This is a genomic window from Streptomyces rubiginosohelvolus, assembly GCF_014649875.1.
GTDB classification, from domain to species: Bacteria; Actinomycetota; Actinomycetes; order Streptomycetales; family Streptomycetaceae; genus Streptomyces; species Streptomyces rubiginosohelvolus.
Window position 1 is genome coordinate 1 of the sequence record NZ_BMTW01000014.1, and the last position, 14,211, is coordinate 14,211.

Consider the following 14,211-nt stretch of genomic DNA (forward strand, 5'->3'; position numbering starts at 1 on the left):
TCGGCCAGCCGGACCCGCCACACCCGTGACCGCGGACTGCTGTCCAGAAGCTTGCTCCGCTCGGGGACGCCCACGGTGGAGCGCAACGCTTCGTCGAACGGAAGCCGCTTGAGCATGCGTTTGAGCCTAGCCATAACTCCGTACGCATGCGAGAGCCATGACCCGGCCCGATCCCCGTTCTCGGACACGCCCTGGCCGCAAGCGGCGGACGCCCCCGAAAACGCCTCGAACACGGCCCGGATTGCCTCTACCGTGTCCGGGTGACAACCCAGGTGATCGTGCTGAACGGCGGCTCCAGCTCCGGCAAGTCCGGCATCGTCCGCTGCCTCCAGGCGGAGCTACCGACCCCGTGGCTCGCCGCCGCGATCGACACCTTCGTGGACTCCCTGCCCGCGTCCCTGAAGTCGGCAGGTGAAGGCATCGAGTTCGCGGCGGACGGCGGCGTGGCCATTGGCGAGGAGTTCCGGAGACTGGAGGCGGCCTGGCGCGAGGGCGTGGCCGCGACGGCCCGGGCGGGCGCAAAGGTCATCATCGACGACGTGTTCCTCGGCGGCCCCGCCTCCCAGGAACCGTGGCGGAAGGCGCTGACGGGCCTGAACGTCCTGTGGGTGGGCGTCCACTGCGAGGGGGCGGTCGCCGAGGCCCGCGAGATCGCCCGGGGAGACCGCCCGAGGGGCATGGCCGCAGCACAGGCGGAGAAGGTGCACCGAGGGGTGTCGTACGACCTGGAAGTGGACACGACACACACGGAGTCCCTGGCCTGCGCGAGGACGATCGCCCTCCACGTAGCCTGACCGACCGACTGCCCGACCTGCCCCTACCCCCCTCACCCCTGGCTGGAGCGAGATGACCGACCTGTGGACCGGCGAGCGAGTACGCCTGCGAGGCATCGAACCCCAGGACTGGGAGGGCTTCCGGGCCCTGGCCCTGCACACCGTGGACGCCCGCAACGCCGACGTCGTCGAACCCCCGCGCTCGGACGAGAGCTTCCGCGCCTGGGCCGCCGAACGCGCCGGCCGCACCCCGAACCCGGCCTCGTACCAACTGGTCATCGAGACCCGCTTCGAGCACGCCTTCGTCGGCGCGGTGTCGGTGGGCGAGACGGACACCCGGGCGGGCCGCTTCCGCACGGGCATCGAGGTCACCCGCGAACACCGCCGCCAGGGCTACGCCGCCGAGGCCACCGAACTGGTCCTCACCTACATGTTCGCCGAACAGCGCTGCCACAAGTGCGAGGTCGAGGTCTACGCCTTCAACGACGCCTCCCTGGCCCTCTACCGCAAACTCGGCTTCGTGGAGGAGGGCCGTCTGCGCCAGCACGAGTACTTCGCGGGCGCGTACCACGACGTGGTCCTGCTGGGCATCACGGCGGACGAGTACTGGGCGGGACGGGCGCGGCCGCTGCTGCGGTGAGGACGTCCATGCCCCGCTGTGAGGAACCGCCACTGCTAGCGTCCCCCACGTGAACGACAGCGTGTACGTGGGCAACGCGGGCAAGGACGCGGCACTGGACCGAGGATGGCTCCTCGGGCACTTCAAGGACGTCGGCGACCCACGCCACAGCGAGGCCGTGGAGATCAAATGGGGCGTCCACCCTCGTGCCGACAGGCGAGCGCAGTGGGTGAGGGGCGAGGCACGCACGGCTCTCCTGGTCCTCATCAGTGGCCGCTTCCGCGTCGAACTGCCGGGCCGTGACGTGCTGCTGAAGGAGCAGGGCGACTACGTCGTGTGGGGGCACGGTGTCGATCACTCATGGTTCGCGGAGGAGGAATCGGTGGTCCTGACGGTGCGCTGGCCGTCCGTGCCGGGCTATGCGGTGCCGGAGAGGGATCGGGCGTAACTCGGCAGCCCGCCCGGAGACCGTACGGCCGTGGGCCCGCCACCTCCAGCTGGAGGTGGCGGGCCCACGGTGATTCGGAGCGCGGAGGCCCCGGAAGGTCTTCCTAGATGTCGAAGTACAGCTCGAACTCGTGCGGGTGCGGCCGCAGCTGGATCGGGGCGATCTCGTTCGTGCGCTTGTAGTCGATCCAGGTCTCGATCAGGTCGGACGTGAAGACGCCGCCCGCCTGGAGGTACTCGTTGTCCGCCTCCAAGGCGTCGAGCACGGCCGGGAGGGACGTCGGGACCTGCTGGACGTTGGCGTGCTCCTCGGGAGCCAGCTCGTAGAGGTCCTTGTCGATCGGCTCGGCCGGTTCGATCTTGTTCTTGACGCCGTCCAGGCCCGCCATCAGCAGCGCGGAGAACGCGAGGTACGGGTTGGAGGACGGGTCCGGGGCGCGGAACTCGACGCGCTTGGCCTTCGGGTTCGAGCCGGTGATCGGGATGCGCATCGCGGCGGAGCGGTTGCGCTGCGAGTACACCATGTTGACCGGGGCTTCGAAGCCGGGGACCAGGCGGTGGTAGGAGTTCACCGTCGGGTTGGTGAAGGCCAGCAGCGACGGGGCGTGCTTCAGGATGCCGCCGATGTAGTAGCGCGCCATGTCCGACAGGCCGGCGTAACCCTGCTCGTCGTAGAAGAGCGGCGAGCCGCCCTGCCACAGCGACTGGTGCACGTGCATGCCCGAGCCGTTGTCGCCGAAGATCGGCTTCGGCATGAAGGTCGCGGTCTTGCCGTTGCGCCAGGCGACGTTCTTCACGATGTACTTGAAGAGCATCAGGTCGTCGGCCGCGGCGAGCAGCGTGTTGAACTTGTAGTTGATCTCCGCCTGGCCGGCGGTGCCGACCTCGTGGTGCTGGCGCTCGACCTGGAGGCCGTTCTTGTCCAGCTCCAGGGAGATCTCGGCCCGCAGGTCGGCGAAGTGGTCCACCGGCGGGGCCGGGAAGTAGCCGCCCTTGTAGCGGACCTTGTAACCGCGGTTGTTCTCGACCGCACCGGTGTTCCAGGCGCCGGCCTCGGAGTCGATGTGGTAGAAGCTCTCGTTCGCCGACGTCTGGAAGCGGACGTTGTCGAAGACGTAGAACTCGGCCTCCGGGCCGAAGTACGCGGTGTCCGCGATGCCGGTCGAGGCGAGGTACGCCTCGGCCTTCTTGGCGATGTTGCGCGGGTCACGGCTGTACTGCTCGCCCGTGATCGGGTCGTGGATGAAGAAGTTGATGTTGACGGTCTTGTCGCGGCGGAAGGGGTCCACCCGAGCCGTCGACAGGTCCGCGCGCAGCGCCATGTCGGACTCGTGGATGGCCTGGAAGCCGCGGATCGACGAACCGTCGAAGGCCAGTTCCTCGGCCGGGTCGAAGGACGCTGCCGGGATCGTGAAGTGCTGCATCACCCCGGGCAGGTCGCAGAACCGGACATCGATGAACTTGACGTCGTTGTCCGCTACGTACTTCTGCACTTCGTCGGCGTTCTGGAACATCCAACTCCTCCTCCTCCCGACCCGGGAGGGGCGGGGGTTGTGTAACTCGTGGTGCGGCCAGTGCGGTGGCGCACGCTGGACCCGACCATAGGCAGGCTCGATTTCTCAAGCGTGACCCATTTGTTTCGCCCAAGTTAACCGGGGCGGTGGTGGGCGGCATCTCAGCGGCGCTCTCCGTGCGGCTGTTTCCGTGCCCCGCCCGGCCGGGCCCAAACCCGGGCGCAGTACCGTGGACGGGTGGACAACAGGCAAGCAATCGGATCGTGGCTCTCGGGGCCCCGCGCGGCCGCCGAGGAGATGGGCGCCGACTTCGGCTACCGGGGCAAGGGCCTCGGGCTGCCCGAGGAGGGGCCCGGCTCGATCGCGCCGCTCGGCCGGCGCTTCGGAGCCATCTTCATCGACTGGACCCTCTGCATGCTGATCGCATACGGGCTGTTCGCTCGCGGTGACCAGCAGGCGGCGGGCAACTGGGCCCTGGGGATCTTCCTCGTGATGAGCCTGCTGACCGTCGGCACCGTCGGCTGCACGCCCGGGAAGCGGCTGCTGGGCGTGCGCGTGGTCGCCGACGACGGCGGGCGGCTCGGGTTCGTGCGCGTGGCCGTACGGACCGTCCTGCTCCTGCTCGTCATCCCCGCGCTGGTCTGGGACCGCGACGGGCGCGGTCTGCACGACCGGCTGTCGCGCTCCGTCCAGATCCGGATGTGAGTCCGGATCCGGATGTGAATCCAGGTCCGGATGTGAATCCTCCCGTGCACCCCTGAGACGTGCGCCCATGCGAAACGGGCGGCCCCGGACCTGCGAAGGTCCTGGGGCCGCCCCGTTTCCGTAGGTCGCGGTCAGCGCATCTTTCCGCCGCGCGGCATCCGCATGCCCTTCGGCATCGGGCCCTTCGGCAGCGGCATGTTGCTCATCAGGTCACCCATCGCGCGCAGCCGGTCGTTGGTGGAGGTCACCTGCGGACCGGTCAGGACGCGGGGGAGCTTCAGCATCTTGGTGCGGACCTTCTTCAGGGGCACCTGGCCCTCGCCGTTGCCGACGATGATGTCGTGCACCGGCACGTCCACCACGATGCGGGCCATCTTCTTCTTCTCGGCCGCCAGCAGGCCCTTCACCCGGTTCGGGTTGCCCTCGGCGACCAGGACGATGCCGGCCTTGCCGACCGCCCGGTGGACGACGTCCTGGCTGCGGTTCATCGCCACCGCGGGGGTGGTCGTCCAGCCGCGTCCGATCCGGTCCAGGACGGCGGCCGCCGCTCCGGGCTGGCCCTCCATCTGACCGAAGGCCGCCCGCTCGGCGCGTCGGCCGAAGACGATCGCCATCGCGAGGACGGCCAGGACGAAGCCCAGGATGCCCAGATAGACCGGGTGGCCGATCGCGAAGCCGATGCCGAGGAGGACACCGAACGTGACGATTCCGACACCTGCGACGACAAGACCGATCTTGCTGTCGGTCCGCCTGGTCATCTTGTAGGTCAGGGCGATCTGCTTGAGTCGCCCCGCGTTCTCGGCGCTGTCCGCGCCTTCAGTTTTTGCCTTCCTCGCCATGTACTGAAGTTTACGTGGCGAGGGAGCGACCCAGGAACGTGGGAGCGGTCCGGGTACGCGCGAGCGACCCGGGACGGCCCCAGGACGGGAGGAGCCGCCTAGGAGCGGTGGCCGGCCACCGCGTCCAGCACGTGCTGGGCCTCCACCCGGTCCTTGGCGCGGCGGCGGTCCTCCAGGACGGCCGTCCAGGCGTTGCGGCGGGCGGTGCGCTGGCCGCTGCTCAGCAGCAGCGACTCGACGGCGCGCAGGGCGGTGGTGACGGACGGAAGGGCGTGGGCGCGGACCGGTGCGGCCTGCATCGTGGTGTTCCCCCTCGGAATGGATGCGCCCGGTGGCGCGGATGAGTGCGGGAAGCAGTGACGGCGGCGGCTGCTGGAGTCGCTGCCGCACGTGTACCTAGGGTCACTGCTCGGTGTTACCAGCGCGTGACCGGGCGGTCAAACACCAATGAAGCCTTGATTCCGGTGCCGCGCACGCCGAAGCGGTCCGTACGCGTCCCTCACCTGCGGGGAGCGTCCGGACCGCTTCGGTCATGCGGCGCGGGCGTGGTGGCCGCTCGTGAGCGGATTCACACGGCCTGGGCGGCCTGGACGGTCCCGGTGGCGGCACCGCGCGCGTCCATCGCCTGCTGGAAGAGCCGCCCCGCGCGGTACGAGGACCGCACCAGCGGACCCGACATCACGCCGGAGTAGCCGATCGCGTCGGCCTCGTCCTTCAGCTCGACGAACTCCATCGGCTTCACCCAGCGCTCGACCGGGTGGTGCCGTACGGAGGGGCGCAGGTACTGCGTGATCGTGATGAGCTCGCAACCCGCGTCGTACAGGTCCTGGAGCGCCTCGCTGACTTCCTCGCGGGTCTCGCCCATGCCGAGGATCAGGTTCGACTTGGTCACCAGACCGGCCTCGCGGGCCCGGGTGATGACCTCCAGGGAACGCTCGTAACGGAAGCCGGGGCGGATCCGCTTGAAGATCCGCGGCACCGTCTCCACGTTGTGCGCGAGCACCTCGGGGCGCGAGGAGAAGACCTCGGCGAGCTGCTCGGGCTCCGCGTTGAAGTCGGGGATCAGCAGCTCGACCTTGGTCGCGCCGGCCTCCCGCTCCGCGGTGAGCGTGTGGATCTGGCGGACGGTCTCCGCGTACAGCCACGCCCCGCCGTCCTCCAGGTCGTCGCGGGCGACGCCGGTGATGGTGGCGTAGTTCAGGTCCATCGTGACGACGGACTCGCCGACGCGGCGGGGCTCGTCACGGTCCAGCGCCTGCGGCTTGCCGGTGTCGATCTGGCAGAAGTCGCAGCGCCGGGTGCACTGGTCGCCGCCGATGAGGAAGGTGGCCTCGCGGTCCTCCCAGCACTCGAAGATGTTGGGACAGCCCGCCTCCTGGCAGACCGTGTGCAGGCCCTCACCCTTCACCAGCTGCTGCAGCTGCTTGTACTCGGGGCCCATCTTCGCCCGCGTTTTGATCCACTCGGGCTTGCGCTCGATGGGGGTCTGGCTGTTCCGGACCTCCAGGCGCAGCATCTTGCGCCCGTCGGGTGCGACAGCGGACACTCCGGCTCCCCTTTGCTCTCTGCTGCGTTGGATTCGCGTCGGGTTCGCGTGGGATGCGCGAGCGATGCGCGAGGGATTCACTTTGGATTCTTCGGCGAACACCAGGGTACGCGCCTACATCGAACGGCCCTACGTCTGGCCAACCTGCGGCCGACGGGGCCTATTCCCCGGACGGCCTACTGGTCGGTAGGGCCCGTGGTTCCCCGGCCGGCGCGGCCGCGGCTCCTCACGCCGGGACCGCCGGGACCGCCGGGACCGAAGCCTGTGGCGCCGGGACCGAAGCCTCGGGCCGCTCGATCTCGCGCGGTGCGAGGTGCGCGTTCTCCAGGATGTCCCGCAGATGCTTCTCGACGACCGGCAGCACCTCCTCGATCGTGATCTCCCGGCCCAGTTCGCCCGAGAGGGACGTGACCCCGGCGTCCCGGATGCCGCACGGGACGATCCGGTCGAACCAGGTGTTGTCCGGGTTCACGTTGAGCGCGAAGCCGTGCATCGTGACGCCCTTGGCGACCCGGATGCCGATCGCGGCCAGCTTGCGGTCCTCGCGCCGCTGGCCCGCGTTGGACGGGGCGTACTCCGGGCCGTTCAGCCGGGGGTCGAACTCCTCGTCCTGGAGCCTCGGGTCGAAGTCCAGCGAGAGCCCGCCCAGCGCCTGGCGCTGCTCGACCGGGTCGCCGAGCACCCAGACCCCGCTGCGGCCCTCGACCCGGGAGGTCTCCACGCCGAAGTCGGCGGCCGTGCGGATCAGCGCGTCCTCCAGCCGGCGCACATGCGCGACGACGTCGACCGGACGCGGCAGCTTCTGGATCGGGTAGCCGACGAGCTGGCCCGGGCCGTGCCAGGTGATCTTCCCGCCCCGGTCCACGTCGATGACGGGGGTGCCGTCGAGCGGACGCTCGCTGTCGGCCGTACGACGCCCCGCGGTGTAGACGGGCGGGTGTTCCAGGAGCAGACAGGTGTCCGGCACCCGGTCCTCGAACCGGTCCGCGTGCACCTCGCGCTGCTTCTGCCAGGCCTCCGTGTATTCGACGGCCTGTTCGCCGAAGCCCAGACGGACGAACCGCAGCTCGCTCACCGATGCCTCCCTCTGTGGGCCCCGCAGGCCCGGAGGGGTGTCCCCGGGATGACGGTGCCCTGCACTGATCGCGCCCCCATCCACTGTACGACCGTCGCCCGAACAGCCCTCCGGCAGGTGGAAAGGCTGTTCCGCGCGCACGCCGGTCGCGCACTCATGTGTCGGGCGTTTCCGTCAGCTCTGTCCGGAATCCTCACACGATCGGATGAACGTGGAGCAAAGGGTGGCAGTGACCGCCCCGGTGGCCGCTAAATTCGCGCCGTTCCCATGAGGGCTGCCCGTCCGGCCCCGAAGGCAGGAGACCGTACAGCTGATGTCGGAACGACCCTCGCAGCGCACGCCCAACCGCCGACTCGCCTCACTCATCGCGGAAGCCGGGTTCTCCCACGCGGGCCTCGCCCGCCGGGTCGACCAGCTCGGCCTCGAACACGGCCTCGACCTGCGGTACGACAAGACCTCGGTCACCCGCTGGCTGCGGGGACAGCAGCCGCGCGGCACCACCCCCGCGCTGATCGCCGAGGTGTTCACCCGGCGGCTCGGCCGACGGCTCTCCGCGCAGGACCTCGGGCTCGACGCCTGCGCCCCCGTCTACGCGGGACTGGAGTTCGCGGCCACCCCCGCTGAGGCCGTCGACATCGTCAGCGGCCTGTGGCGCAAGGACTCCGGTACGCACACGGAGCTGCGAAAGATCGCCTTCACGCCCGCCGGACTCGTCGTCCCCAGCCGCGACTGGCTGATCGGCCGGGCCGACGAATGGGTGGCCCGGGACGGCGGGGCCGCCCGCCGCGCCGGGGGAGAGGCCGGGGGCGTCGCCGCGGGGCGCATGGACCCGGGACGTACGGACGGGGCATCGCGCACAGAGGCCCGCACCCTGGCACGACCTCCCGCCGGACCGCACCGGCCCACCCCGTCGGGGCCCGCCGCCACGCACCCGCCCGCCACGCACCCGCCCGCCGCCGGGGCGCACCCCGGGGCCGGTGCGCTGCCCGTGGTCCCGCGCCAGCGCCAGACGGACCGCGGCCCCGGCCAGCGGGTCGGCACGGGGGACGTCGCCGCGCTGCGCTCGGTCGGCGAGCTCTTCCGCACCCTGGACCACGCCTACGGCGGCGGGCACGCCCGGCAGGCCCTCGTCCGGTATCTGGAGCACGAGGCCGAGCCGATGCTCCGGGGCACGTACGGCGAGACGACCGGGCGGCGGCTGTTCGCCGCGGTCGCCGACCTGACCCGGCTGGCCGGCTGGACCTCGTACGACATCGCCGCCCACGGCCTCGCCCAGCGGTATTTCGTCCAGGCGCTCCGGCTCGCCCAGGCCGCCGGGGACCGCGGTTACGGCGCCTACGTGCTGCTCACGATGAGCCGCCAGGCGGTCTACCTCGGGCACGGCAGGGAAGCCGTCCAGCTCGCCCGCGTCGCCCAGCAGGGCATCGGCTCGGCCGCCCCGCCCCTCGTCCAGGCACTGCTGCACGCCGTCGAGGCGCGCGGCCACGCGGTGCTCGGCGAGGCCCGCTCCTGCACCGCCGCGCTGACCCGCGCCGAACACGCCCTGGAGACCGCGCGCCCCGGCGACGAGGCGCCGCACTGGGCCCGCACCTTCGACGAGGCGCAGCTCGCCGACGAGCTGGGCCACTGCCACCGCGACCTCCAGCAGTACCGGGCCGCCGCCCAGCACGCCGAGCGGTCGCTCGCGCTGCGCGCCCCGGCGTACGCCCGCAGCAGGCTGTTCTGCCGGGTGGTCCTCGCCTCGGCCCGTCTCGGGCTCGGCGAGCTGGAGCAGGCCTGCCAGCTCGGTGCGGAGGCGGCCCAGCAGGCGGCCGAGATGCGCTCGGTGCGCGCCACGGAGTACGTCCGCGCCTTCGAGCGCAGCCTGGAGCCGTACCGGGACGCGGTCGCCGTACGCGGCTACCGCGACCGGGTCGCGGCCCTCGGCTGAGCCCGCAGAGGCCGGGCGGGACGAGCGACACGGGCCCCGGGGCCCGTACGGCGACCGCGTCACGCCGCCTCCGGCAGCCCCGGCCTCATGCGGCCCGGGGCAGGCCACCCTCGTACGCGCCCCGGACGCCCAGGTCCGTGAGGATCGCCCCGGCCGCCCGGCGGCCCGAGTGCAGCGCGCCCTGGACCGTGCTCGTGTCGCGGTGGTCGCCGCAGACGTACAGCCCGGCCAGCACCCGCACCGGGCGGCGCGGATCGTGCGGGGCCTCCATCGCGGGCACCGCCTCCGGGTCGTGATGGGCCGCCAGCAGCTCCCAGCCGTCCGTCGGTACGCCGTACAGCGCCGCCAGATGCGTCCGCACCGACCGGTCCAGGTCCGGCGGCGGGGTCCCGAGCACCGTGGAGGTGATCAGCGTCCGGCCCTCCGGCGCGCGCGAGGGGTCGACCTCGCTCATCACCGAGGTGTACGCCACCGGGCCCGACCGGTCGCCGTCCAGCACCAGCGACCTGCCCGTGGGCGGCGGGGCGGGCGCGGTGTGGTGAAGGACCGTCACCGGGCGGAAGGACGGCACCCGCAGCCCGGGCAGCAGCTCCGCCGCGGCCCCCGCTCCGGTCGCCAGCAGCAGGGAGCGGCACCCCAGTTCGCCGTGCTCCTTGGTGCGTACGGAGGTGATGTCGGCGGCCGTCACATGCACCCCGGTCCGGACCGTGCCCGGTGGCAGCGCGGCCGCCAGCAGCTCCGGCAGCGCCGCCGATCCGCCCGCGGGTACGCACAGGCCGCCGCGCGCGTAGTCCCGCAGCGCCAGATCGGCGGACCGGCTCGACGTGGTCAGGGCGGGGTCGCTGAGCAGCGCGGCCAGCAGCGGGCGCAGGATGCCGTCCACCGTGCGGCCGGGCAGCCCCACCCCGGCCAGGGCGTCGGCGGCCGTTCGCTCCGGGCGGGCCAGCAGCCGGGCCTCCGGAATCAGAGCCAGCCGGTGGAGCGCCGCGCCCAGCCGGGCCCGGTCGATCGCGCCGGTCACCACGCCGCCCCGGCCGCCACCGCGCGCCGGAGTGCCGATCTCGTGCCCGTACACGCCCTGCGCCGAACCGGCGGCGCCGGAGGCCGCAGGAGCCCCGGCAGCCGCGGAACCCCGGACTACGCGGGGCGTGCGCGGGGCGCGGTGGGCCCAGGGGGCGCTCGATCGGGTGCGTGCCGCCTTGAGTGCGCCCCTCGCGCTCCGTATGTCGCCGGTGAGATGGCGACGCCCCTCGCTGTGGACCAGGACCCCCGGTGCGAACTCCCGCAGCTCCGGGGCGCCGAGCCCCGGGGTGCCGGTCAGCTCGGGCCAGGAGGTGCAGAGCAGCGGGCCGAGGCGGTCGAGCCGGAAGCCGTCCACCGCGTCGGTGGCGAGCCGGCCGCCCACCCGGGGCGCGGCCTCCAGAACACTGACGCCGAGCCCCGCCCCGGTCAGCAGATGGGCCGCTGACAGGCCGGCTATTCCGGCCCCGATGATGATCACGTCTGCGTGATGTGCCGTGCTGCGCACGTGCCCCTCCCCGAGTCGGTGCGACTGGTGGGGGGTTCTTGCCCCCAACAGGTCCCCGGAAAGCCGGAGTTCGCATCGAGGCTAGGAGGATGGCTGATACTGGGTCAGACGCGCGCCGGGGAGCACCGGGGCACGGGGTCGCACACGCGCCCCGCCCCGCTCACCGCAGTGCGGCGCGGATCGCCCCGTCGATGTCGGGGAAGGCGAACGAGAAGCCGGAGTCCAGCAGCTTCGCCGGGATCACCCGCTGACTGCCCAGCACGTCCTCCGCGAACTCCCCGAGCACCAGCTTCAGCGCGGGCGCCGGCGCGGGGAACAGCGTGGGACGGCGCAGTACCCGGCCCATCGCTGCGGTCACCTCGGCATTGGTTACCGGCCTCGGCCCGGTCAGGTTCACCGGCCCGGTCAGCGACTCCGTGTCCAGGATGTGGCGCAGCGCCGCGACATGGTCGTGCAGGGCGATGAAGCTCCAGTACTGGCGGCCGCTGCCCAGCTTCCCGCCGAGCCCCGCCTTGAACAGCGGGAAGAGCCGCCCCCAGGCACCGCCCTCGCGGCCGACGACCAGTCCGGTCCGGGCGTGCACGGTGCGTACCCCCGCCTCCTCGGCGGCGGCGGTGGCCGCCTCCCACTCCTCGCAGACCGACGGCAGGAACCCGTCCCCGGGCGGCGCGCCCTCGTCCACCGGGGAGCTCCCCGTGTCGCCGTAGAAGCCGATGGCGGACCCGGAGAGCAGGACCCGGGGCGGGGTGTCGAGCGAGGCGACGGCCTCGGCGACGGCGGCGGTTCCCAGGACCCGGCTGTCCCGGATCTCCCGCTTGTACTCCTCGGTCCAGCGGTGGTCGCCCACGCCTGCCCCCGCCAGATGCACGACCGCGTCGCAGCCCACGAGGCCGGCCACGTCCACGTAACCCCGCTGGGGGTCCCACTCGACCTCGTCGCCGGTTCTGGCGGGCCGGCGCACCAGGCGGGCCACCTCGTGCCCGTCGGCGCGCAGCGAGCGCACCAGCGCCGCTCCGATGAGTCCGGACGATCCGCTGACGGCGATACGGGAGCTCGGCATGGGCCCATCCTGCCCCATCAAACGCCTCGAACACCGGGAACACCCCATGACACAGTGACCCCCATGGCCGCACTCGCACTCCGCCCCGTCCGCCCCGCCGTACCCGCCGACGACGACGCGCTCGCCGAGCTCGACCGGTCCACCTGGTCGACGCTGCACGCGGTCCTGCCGAGGCCGGTGCCTCCGTACGAGCCCTTCTTCGACGAGGGGCACGGGCCGGAGGACTTCCTCGTGGTGGAGGCACAGACGCCGGACGGTCAGGTGGGCATCGCCGGGTACATCCGGCTCGTCCCGCCCACCCCGCTCGCCTCCAACGCCCACGTCCGCCAGATAAAGGGGCTCGCCGTGGCGACCTGGGCGCGCGGGGCCGGGGTCGGGCGGACCCTGCTGCGGGCCGCGTTCGCCGAGGCCCGCCGCCAGGGCGCCAACCGGATCACGCTGCGGGTGCTCGGCCACAACACGCCCGCCCGCGCGCTGTACGCCGCCGAGGGCTTCGCCGTCGAAGGGGTGCTGCCCGGGGAGTTCTTCCTGAACGGGCGTTACGTCGACGACGTCTGCATGGGCCGCTCGCTCGGCCCCGCCTGAGCGCCGGTCGTCACCGCGGCCCGAAGCGGTCCCACAGCTCGGGGAAGCGGGCGGCGAGCGCCTCCTCGTCCTCGAAGTCGACGGGCGAGCCCAGCGGCTCGGCGGGCTGCGGCGGAAGCCCCAGGTCCGGCGCGACCACCCCGGTGAGCTGCTCGTACGCCTCGTCGGCCGCGTAGCCCAGGTCCTCGCCGTCCCCGTCGATCTCCTCGTCGAAGTCGTCCAGCAGCTCCGCCAGGGCGTCCGGATCGTGCAGCGCCCCCTCGAAGACCTCCCGGCCCTGGCCGATCAGCCAGCAGCGGAAGTAGTCGAACGCGTCGTCGCTCGCCCCGCCCAGGAGCACCGCCGCGGCCCCCCACAGGTCCCAGGCGTAGGCGCGGTTGTAGCGGGCCTCGAAGTGCCGGGCGAAGTCCAGCACGGAATCGGGATCGAGCTGCGTCAGCCGTTCCACCAGCAGGTCGGCGTGGTCCTCGGGGTCGCCGTCGGCGGCCTCGCGAGTGCTGTCGATGATCTCCCAGAATTCCGTTTCGTCCATCACGGGTCCAGCATCCAGCCTGCCGGGGGCTCCCGCACGCGCAGACACCGAATTGAAGCCTTTCAGCGATACAACTCGCGCAGGCGTTCGGCCGCTTCGGTGAACCGCGCCCGCAGCTCCTCGGGCGCCACCACCTCCAACTCGGGTCCCAGCGCCAGCAGCTGGCCGTACGCCACATCCAGGGATTCCACCGGCAGCGTAAGCGTCCGCCACCCGTCCGGGCCCGGCTCCGAGGCCTGTGCGAGCGCCGCCGCGGCCGCCGCCCGGTCACCGGCGTACGCGAGCATCCGCCCGCCGCGCTCGGACACCCGTACGGTCACCTCGGTACGCAGCAGGGACCGGGCGAAACCGGCGGCCCGCTCCGCCCAGAACCCGGGCAGGTCGAAGCTCTCGTCCCGCTCGAAGCGCTCGTCGGCCGCCTCCACGGCGGTGAAGCGGTCGATCCGGTAGACCCGGAAGTCCTCGCCCGCCCGGGCGCAGAGATACCAGACACCTGCCTTGAGGACGAGACCGTACGGAGCGAGCTCCCGCGCCACCTCCGTACCGGCGTGGTCGCGGCCCCCGCCCCGGCGGTAGCGGACCCGCAGCAGCCGGTCGTCCCAGACCGCGTCGGCGATCGCGGGCAGCAGTTCCGGGGTCTCCGGCTCGTGGTACCAGGAGGGCGCGTCCAGGTGGAAGCGGCGGGCGGCGGAGGACGAGGCGTCGCGCAGGGAGGGCATGAGCGCCGCCGACACCTTGAGACGGGCGGCCGACGCCGCGTCCTCCAGGCCCATCTCGCGCAGCGCCGCGGGCAGCCCGGAGAGGAACAGTGCCTCCGCCTCGTCCCGGGCGAGACCGGTCAGCCGGGTGCGGTAGCCGCCGACGAGCCGGTATCCGCCGGCCCGGCCGCGCTCCGCGTACACCGGGACGCCCGCGTCGGACAGGGCCTGCGCGTCCCGGGTGACCGTACGCTCCGACACCTCCAGCTCGGCCGCCAGCTCGGCGGCGGTCATCGCGGGGCGGGCCTGCAGGAGCAGCACCATCTTGATCAGCCGGGCAGCGCGCATGAGCCCATTGTG

The 14,211-nt window shown here is 72.3% G+C and carries 15 protein-coding genes; 6 read left to right on the forward strand and 9 right to left on the reverse strand.

The annotated features are described in order from the left end of the window. Positions 1-260: 260 nt before the first annotated feature. From cpt to IE134_RS25950, 3 genes are read left to right on the forward strand one after another with little or no spacing between them, the layout of a single operon-like run. Positions 261-794, forward strand: coding sequence for a chloramphenicol phosphotransferase CPT (gene cpt / locus IE134_RS25940; protein ID WP_030718677.1), 534 nt, complete (start codon positions 261-263; stop codon positions 792-794). A 52-nt stretch (positions 795-846) separates the two neighbouring features. Continuing rightward, entirely contained in the window at positions 847-1,413 is a 567-nt protein-coding gene (locus IE134_RS25945) for a GNAT family N-acetyltransferase (RefSeq protein ID WP_030718680.1), read from the forward strand. Positions 1,414-1,462: 49 nt separating this feature from the next. Continuing rightward, positions 1,463-1,840, forward strand: a complete 378-nt coding sequence (locus tag IE134_RS25950) for a cupin domain-containing protein (RefSeq protein WP_098018487.1) — start codon at positions 1,463-1,465, stop codon at positions 1,838-1,840. 103 nt (positions 1,841-1,943) lie between these two features. Here IE134_RS25950 and glnA read toward each other — a convergent pair whose 3' ends face one another. Next, positions 1,944-3,353, reverse strand: a complete 1,410-nt coding sequence (gene glnA, locus IE134_RS25955; RefSeq protein WP_010057746.1) for a type I glutamate--ammonia ligase — start codon at positions 3,351-3,353, stop codon at positions 1,944-1,946. A 297-nt stretch (positions 3,354-3,650) separates the two neighbouring features. Between glnA and IE134_RS25960 the strand changes: the two genes are divergently transcribed. Next, a complete protein-coding gene (locus IE134_RS25960) occupies positions 3,651-4,058 on the forward strand; it encodes an RDD family protein (RefSeq protein ID WP_030583696.1) in 408 nt (135 codons plus the stop codon). A gap of 131 nt (positions 4,059-4,189) precedes the next feature. On the opposite strand, the gene IE134_RS25965 is transcribed toward IE134_RS25960, so the two are convergent. From IE134_RS25965 to lipB, 4 genes are all read right to left on the reverse strand, one after another. Next, complete coding sequence (locus IE134_RS25965) at positions 4,190-4,897, reverse strand: DUF4191 domain-containing protein (RefSeq protein ID WP_030718702.1); 708 nt, start codon at positions 4,895-4,897, stop codon at positions 4,190-4,192. A gap of 98 nt (positions 4,898-4,995) precedes the next feature. Continuing rightward, complete coding sequence (locus IE134_RS25970; protein WP_010057752.1) at positions 4,996-5,196, reverse strand: SCO2195 family GlnR-regulated protein; 201 nt, start codon at positions 5,194-5,196, stop codon at positions 4,996-4,998. Positions 5,197-5,465: 269 nt separating this feature from the next. Continuing rightward, complete coding sequence (lipA, locus tag IE134_RS25975; protein ID WP_030718705.1) at positions 5,466-6,443, reverse strand: lipoyl synthase; 978 nt, start codon at positions 6,441-6,443, stop codon at positions 5,466-5,468. 226 nt (positions 6,444-6,669) lie between these two features. Further along, the gene (gene lipB / locus IE134_RS25980) at positions 6,670-7,518 is read right to left on the reverse strand and encodes a lipoyl(octanoyl) transferase LipB (protein WP_030718709.1); all 849 of its coding nucleotides are present in this window, start codon (positions 7,516-7,518) and stop codon (positions 6,670-6,672) included. 313 nt (positions 7,519-7,831) lie between these two features. Here lipB and IE134_RS25985 point away from each other — a divergent pair, with 313 nt between their 5' ends. Then, the gene (locus IE134_RS25985) at positions 7,832-9,448 is read left to right on the forward strand and encodes an NsdA family TPR-like regulatory protein (RefSeq protein WP_030718713.1); all 1,617 of its coding nucleotides are present in this window, start codon (positions 7,832-7,834) and stop codon (positions 9,446-9,448) included. Between the two features lie 85 nt (positions 9,449-9,533). On the opposite strand, the gene IE134_RS25990 is transcribed toward IE134_RS25985, so the two are convergent. Together IE134_RS25990 and IE134_RS25995 are read right to left on the reverse strand one after the other, a co-directional pair. Then, positions 9,534-10,976 carry an FAD-dependent oxidoreductase gene (locus tag IE134_RS25990; RefSeq protein WP_098896070.1) on the reverse strand — a complete coding sequence of 481 codons (1,443 nt, stop codon included), beginning with the start codon at positions 10,974-10,976 and terminating at the stop codon, positions 9,534-9,536. A gap of 160 nt (positions 10,977-11,136) precedes the next feature. Then, the gene (locus IE134_RS25995) at positions 11,137-12,036 is read right to left on the reverse strand and encodes a TIGR01777 family oxidoreductase (protein ID WP_030718719.1); all 900 of its coding nucleotides are present in this window, start codon (positions 12,034-12,036) and stop codon (positions 11,137-11,139) included. 63 nt (positions 12,037-12,099) lie between these two features. Between IE134_RS25995 and IE134_RS26000 the strand changes: the two genes are divergently transcribed. Continuing rightward, positions 12,100-12,621: a GNAT family N-acetyltransferase gene (locus tag IE134_RS26000; RefSeq protein ID WP_030718722.1), complete on the forward strand. Its 522-nt coding sequence runs from the start codon at positions 12,100-12,102 to the stop codon at positions 12,619-12,621. 10 nt (positions 12,622-12,631) lie between these two features. On the opposite strand, the gene IE134_RS26005 is transcribed toward IE134_RS26000, so the two are convergent. Further along, positions 12,632-13,153 carry a DUF4240 domain-containing protein gene (locus tag IE134_RS26005; RefSeq protein WP_030718725.1) on the reverse strand — a complete coding sequence of 174 codons (522 nt, stop codon included), beginning with the start codon at positions 13,151-13,153 and terminating at the stop codon, positions 12,632-12,634. A gap of 62 nt (positions 13,154-13,215) precedes the next feature. Further along, complete coding sequence (locus tag IE134_RS26010) at positions 13,216-14,199, reverse strand: helix-turn-helix transcriptional regulator (protein WP_030718729.1); 984 nt, start codon at positions 14,197-14,199, stop codon at positions 13,216-13,218. Between the last annotated feature and the right edge of the window lie 12 nt (positions 14,200-14,211).

Coding starts and splice junctions, on each gene's coding strand:
- IE134_RS25945 (WP_030718680.1), top strand. CDS start 847: ATGACCGACCTGTGGACCGGCGAGCGAGTACGCCTGCGAGGCATCGAA.
- glnA (WP_010057746.1), bottom strand. CDS start 3,353: ATGTTCCAGAACGCCGACGAAGTGCAGAAGTACGTAGCGGACAACGAC.
- IE134_RS25960 (WP_030583696.1), top strand. CDS start 3,651: ATGGGCGCCGACTTCGGCTACCGGGGCAAGGGCCTCGGGCTGCCCGAG.
- IE134_RS25965 (WP_030718702.1), bottom strand. CDS start 4,897: ATGGCGAGGAAGGCAAAAACTGAAGGCGCGGACAGCGCCGAGAACGCG.
- IE134_RS25970 (WP_010057752.1), bottom strand. CDS start 5,196: ATGCAGGCCGCACCGGTCCGCGCCCACGCCCTTCCGTCCGTCACCACC.
- IE134_RS25985 (WP_030718713.1), top strand. CDS start 7,832: ATGTCGGAACGACCCTCGCAGCGCACGCCCAACCGCCGACTCGCCTCA.
- IE134_RS25995 (WP_030718719.1), bottom strand. CDS start 12,036: ATGCCGAGCTCCCGTATCGCCGTCAGCGGATCGTCCGGACTCATCGGA.
- IE134_RS26000 (WP_030718722.1), top strand. CDS start 12,100: ATGGCCGCACTCGCACTCCGCCCCGTCCGCCCCGCCGTACCCGCCGAC.
- IE134_RS26005 (WP_030718725.1), bottom strand. CDS start 13,153: ATGGACGAAACGGAATTCTGGGAGATCATCGACAGCACTCGCGAGGCC.
- IE134_RS26010 (WP_030718729.1), bottom strand. CDS start 14,199: ATGCGCGCTGCCCGGCTGATCAAGATGGTGCTGCTCCTGCAGGCCCGC.